This window comes from Nocardia sp. NPDC004718, assembly GCF_053601535.1.
The window spans coordinates 1-3,038 of sequence record NZ_JBSGCA010000134.1 but is presented as its reverse complement, the minus strand read 5'-3'; the positions used below and the strand labels follow the sequence as shown (position 1 = coordinate 3,038).

General features: G+C 62.9%; 3 protein-coding genes and 2 pseudogenes. 2 read left to right on the top strand and 3 right to left on the bottom strand.

Annotated features, from left to right (window positions below; all coding sequences use genetic code 11):
• A pseudogene (locus ACWEH3_RS35900) lies at positions 1 to 202 on the top strand (threonine ammonia-lyase); the annotation flags it as partial.
• Between the two features lie 548 nt (positions 203 to 750).
• The gene (locus tag ACWEH3_RS35895) at positions 751 to 1,740 is read left to right on the top strand and encodes a quinone oxidoreductase family protein (protein WP_450026831.1); all 990 of its coding nucleotides are present in this window, start codon (positions 751 to 753) and stop codon (positions 1,738 to 1,740) included.
• Between the two features lie 193 nt (positions 1,741 to 1,933).
• Here ACWEH3_RS35895 and ACWEH3_RS35890 read toward each other — a convergent pair whose 3' ends face one another.
• The 3 genes and pseudogenes from ACWEH3_RS35890 to ACWEH3_RS35880 all read right to left on the bottom strand — a co-directional run bounded on the left by ACWEH3_RS35890 (position 1,934) and on the right by ACWEH3_RS35880 (position 3,017).
• Complete coding sequence (locus ACWEH3_RS35890; protein ID WP_450026835.1) at positions 1,934 to 2,095, bottom strand: hypothetical protein; 162 nt, start codon at positions 2,093 to 2,095, stop codon at positions 1,934 to 1,936.
• A 292-nt stretch (positions 2,096 to 2,387) separates the two neighbouring features.
• A pseudogene (locus tag ACWEH3_RS35885) lies at positions 2,388 to 2,528 on the bottom strand (IS3 family transposase); the annotation flags it as partial.
• A gap of 33 nt (positions 2,529 to 2,561) precedes the next feature.
• Positions 2,562 to 3,017 carry a DDE-type integrase/transposase/recombinase gene (locus tag ACWEH3_RS35880; protein WP_450026833.1) on the bottom strand — a complete coding sequence of 152 codons (456 nt, stop codon included), beginning with the start codon at positions 3,015 to 3,017 and terminating at the stop codon, positions 2,562 to 2,564.
• Between the last annotated feature and the right edge of the window lie 21 nt (positions 3,018 to 3,038).

Below are 3,038 nucleotides of genomic sequence, written 5' to 3'. Positions count from 1 at the left end.
CGGCGCGCTGGGATCGCTGCTGGCGGTGGTGGGCAAGACGGGCGCCAGCGTGGTCGACGTGGCACACTCCCGCACCGGGACGTGGCTGGCCGTGGGCGAGGCCGAGGTCGGCCTCACCCTCGAAACGCACGGCCGTGACCATCGCCACGATGTGCTCACCGCACTCGCGAACGCGAAATACGCTGTCCAAGCCTCGGATTGACGGACACTAGCTGACAGCAATAGCCCCGATCGACGCGCCTCCAGCCCGAGGACATCGGGCAATAACCGACACTCGACACGCTCATCCAGTGGATTGCGGTCAACTGGTTGGTCCCAAATCGTGCGACCTGATGTAAAGTCTGGCCACTGCAGCCGCGAGTGCCACTGCGTTGCATTGCGCCTTCCTCCACGTTTACACCGAATCACTCGCCCCGCTCGATGAACGACGGGAAAATCTGGCCGACAACACGACGCGTTGCTTCTATAAACTATCACCTTGTTCAGATTAGGTTATGCTGGTAATCAGTGCCCGCTCGCTGGTTTTGCTAGAATATCCGGGCGATCTGGTATACTTTGCCGTTGCCCGAATTCGACTTCTGGGAATCTATTCCAGTCTCAGCTATCTCACTGTGCGCCTCATGCTCCGGCAGCACCGCTGGCTCTGTTTGTTGGTATGTCTGGTGTCGTGTGCAGGAATAGAGCCCAATTGCCGCGTGTTTGACCATGCCAGGAAGAACGTCTCAAGCAAAGAGGGAAGGTGGAGCGCGCATGCGTGCCGTACAGTTCGCGCGCTTCGGGCAGCCGGATGTGCTGGCCGAAGTCGAACTCCCGGATCCGGTGGCGGGTCCGCACGAGCATCTCGTCGAGGTCGAGGCGGCCGGAGTGAACTTCGCCGATATCAAGCAGGTGGCCGGGGAGTACGCGCCACCGGATAGCCTGCCCCACGTGCCGGGTATGGAGGTTGCCGGACGCACGGAGGACGGTCGGAGGGTTCTCGGCTATCTCCTACACGGTGGTTACGCCACTAAAGCTGTGGTTGCCAGCAAAAACCTCGTGGATATCCCAGAGCCGGTGAGCACGAGCGAGGCAGTGGCGCTATTGGTACAGGGCTTGACCGCGTGGCACTTGCTACGCTCGGTGTCCCGACTCACTTGCGGTGAAACGGTCGTGATCAACGCCGCTGCGGGCGGGGTCGGCAGTCTGGCAATTCAGCTCGCCAGGCAGTTCGGTGCCAGTCGCGTGATCGCCACAGCATCGACCGAGGACAAGCGGTCGCGTGCGGTCAGTCTTGGCGCGGATGTCGCTGTAGACGGTGCCGTGGACGGTTACGGCGAGCGGGTGCTGGACGCCAACCGCGGCCGGAGAGTCGACATCGTCCTCGACGCCACTGGCGGGCCGATGTTGGAGGCCGCTGTGGGAACCCTGGCGAATTTCGGTCGGCTTGTAACCTACGGTGCGTCCTCCGGGCAGGTGGCCACGCCGATCGAGTCAGGCCAGCTCGCTGAACGCAGCCTCAGCATCGCTGGCTTCTGGCTAGCGCCACTACTGGCCAACACGGGCGCGGCCGGCAAGCCGCTGACCGAGTTGCTCGATCTCGCTGCCGCCGGCCGGGTCCGGCCGCTGCTCGGCGGGCAGTACGCGCTAGCGCAAGCCCCCGCGGCGCACCAAGACCTGCTTGCGCGTCGCACCGAGGGCAAGTTGATCCTGCGTCCCGCTGACGGAACTGATTTCAGTCCGTCGGGCGAATTCCATCGGTAGTTATCCAGCCGGATCTTTGAGTCGTCGGCGAAGTCAAGCTTGGATTCGGCGTGCTGATTTGCCAGCGGATGCAGGCGGCAACCGACTACTGGCTGGCCACACTGCCACCGAGCATCCCACTACGAGACCTCGTGCAGCTGGGCAAAGTTCGTTGGCGATCGAGCACGACTACCGCGAACCTAAAGACCGCATGCTAGCTTCGGCCAGTTGCGCGGCCACCGGGAACACTATTTGGGAGGACGTTCTCCCGTGCGAAGTAGGCCGCCGCCTTCGGGAGCACCTCGTTCTCCAGCAGGACCCGGCACACCTCGGCCACATCCTTCCCGTCGGCCAGCAGCCGATCGGCCCCGGTCAACTTCCGAACCACCTGCTCAGGGGCATGCCGCTTCCGTGCCGCCATCGCTTCGTCGAGCTTGCCCGCCCACCAAGTGGGCTACAAAAGACTCTCACACACCCCGGACCGGGATATGCCTGCCGACCGTCCATGTCACACCCCTGCTACGAAAAGAGCTGGCACGCAATAATGATGGCAATCGAGTCACCTCACACCGCTATCGCCGCCGACGAACTCGCCCGCAAGCTGTCCACCAAGACTGTCGGAACGACGAGCAACGACCTGAGGTTCCCTCGCTAATCCGGAAAGCGGATTATCTGGTTCCGGCTGGAACCCGGTCGTGGTAACTGGCTTCGTACTCATCGGGTGATCGCCAGCCGAGATTCTTCTGGATCCGCTGCGTGTTCCAGCCGTCGATGTAGGCGAACAGGGCGTTCTCGGCGTCTTGCTTTGTCCGCCAAGTGTTCCGATTACACCAGCTCGGTCTTCAGGGTAGAGAAGAAGTTCTCCATGAGAGCGTTGTCGTAACTGGCACCGACCGACCCCATCGACTGTGCGATCCCGTTGTCGGCCAACCGGTTCGCGAACCGGATCGCCGTGTAGGTCGAGCCACGGTCGGAATGATGGACCAGCTGCCGTCACGGACATCGCGGGTCCACACCGCGTATTCGAGAGCACCGAGTATCAGTTCGGTGTCGCACCGGTCCGAACACTTCCAGCCTACGATCCAATTCGAGAACGCGTCTCGGACCGCGGCCAGCCAGAACACACCCTCACCACACACGATGCGGGTGGCGTCGGCGACCCATAGCCAGTCCGGCTCACCGGCGGTGAAGTCACGGTTGACCAGGTCCGGGGCCGGAGTGGCACGCGGATCCTGCCGAGTCGAACCCAGGCGCCACTTCTTGCGCAGGAACGCGCCCTGCAACCCGGCACCCCGCATCAGCCGCTCGACTCGCTTGCG

Bases quoted from the DNA above. Each gene is read 5' to 3' on its own strand.
- ACWEH3_RS35895 (WP_450026831.1), top strand. From the start codon at position 751: ATGCGTGCCGTACAGTTCGCGCGCTTCGGGCAGCCGGATGTGCTGGCC.
- ACWEH3_RS35880 (WP_450026833.1), bottom strand. From the start codon at position 3,017: ATGCGGGGTGCCGGGTTGCAGGGCGCGTTCCTGCGCAAGAAGTGGCGC.